1 protein-coding gene is annotated in these 1,558 nt (G+C 42.6%); it reads right to left on the reverse strand.

Features of this window, described 5'->3' with window-relative positions; all coding sequences use genetic code 11:
• A partial coding sequence (locus BUC07_RS21055; RefSeq protein WP_245792742.1) for a DUF5686 family protein occupies positions 1–1,558 on the reverse strand: 1,558 nt, incomplete at both ends.

Below are 1,558 nucleotides of genomic sequence, written 5' to 3' on the forward strand. Positions count from 1 at the left end.
CCGGGTAAATCGAAAACTGGTTTATAGCTGCCGGTAAGTTTTCCGTAATGACATTTCAATGAAACCATTTCCCGTAATTTTAAATTTCTTAGCAGAGGAATACGGTTAAGTATAATTCCCCCACCATTTAAATCCCAGTGGAAATTGGTGTACAGGTTATGCGCAAAAGCAGCGTGGTGCAACAGGTTAAACCGGTATTTTGCATAGCCCAGCGACATGGAACCCACGGGTTGGTCGAGCAAATCGTACGGGGCATCACCAAAAAGATATCCCCCATTTAACATATAACGCATAAAGGTAAGTCCCATATTCACTCTGCCCACCACAGAGCCGTGAAACTGGGCATACAATCCCTCACCATCGGAAACGCCCGGAAGTTTTACCTGCCCCAAATCCAGGCTTAGGTTGATAACCGGGGTTTCGTCGATATAATAAACGCGTGTAAAATAATACTTGTCGTAATATTGTCCGAATGCCAAACGGGTGTTCAACAAAATTCCATAGTTGTTGTAGGCATTATACTCCGCATTATCTTTTATAAAGCGGACGTTGGGTGTACTTTTGCTGTGCAAAAAATAGGGAGACACTTCAATATTAAAGTCCTCATTGGCATTGTATTCAAAAATCAGATTGAAATTTTTCTCCTCCTTTAAATACGGGTTCTGCTCGCGACTTGTGAGGGCTGCAATGAAGTTCCCGTTTCCACGGGTGTTCGGGTTCTTTTTGATAAACCGCAGGTATTTATCTTGCGAAACCAGCGAATAATCATCAGAATAATTACCTCGAATAATAATCTTATCGGTGGGTAAGGGCTGATATCCAAAGTTGACACCATATTTTAATTCATTGCTTTTGGTTCCGTAACCCAGAAAACCGCCCACCGTAAATCGTTCAAACATTTTTTCGCCTGTGCGCAACGGAAGCGAAAAGCGCTGGCCTTCGATGGCATTGGTGCTGTAAATATCGAAAACCGGGCCGATTTCTATTTTCCCCACATCGACATAGCTGGTTAAAACCGCGCCCCCAATGGCGTCAATTCCCTGAACAACAGAATTTTCCTTTAGTTTTTCCACCCGCATGTAAGTGCCTTCATCAAAATGATTGACAGCTTCAAATTCGGGCTGGTTTTTCCAGTTGCGGGGACGCACTGCCTCCAACCGTTTTGACGTGGAATACTGCGTTGTTTTGGTTACCAGCCAGTTGCCGCTCGAAACCTCATCGATTCGCTGCGAATCATATTTCGAGACTGTATCTTTGTTCAGTGTTAGCGCCAGGTTTAAGCTGATTTCCTGGTTGTTGTAGAACCAAATACTTTCATCGGTTTTGGCGTAATTGACGTTTGCCTTGAAACCATTTACAAAATTTATATTTGCTTCTTGCTGAACGTAAGCGTAAATATTACTCAGTGCAAAGGTGCTGTCTTCTACGGTAAAACGTCCGGTAAACAAAGGATTGTATTTGTTTTTCGGGGTGAAAGAAAAACTAAAATATTTAGTGTCTCCAATGTAGGTGCTGTCGTTTAAATAAAAATCGTAATGCAGTTGGGCCGAATTGCTTA

It is taken from the genome of Tangfeifania diversioriginum, assembly GCF_900141875.1.
Classification (GTDB): Bacteria; Bacteroidota; Bacteroidia; order Bacteroidales; family Prolixibacteraceae; genus Tangfeifania; species Tangfeifania diversioriginum.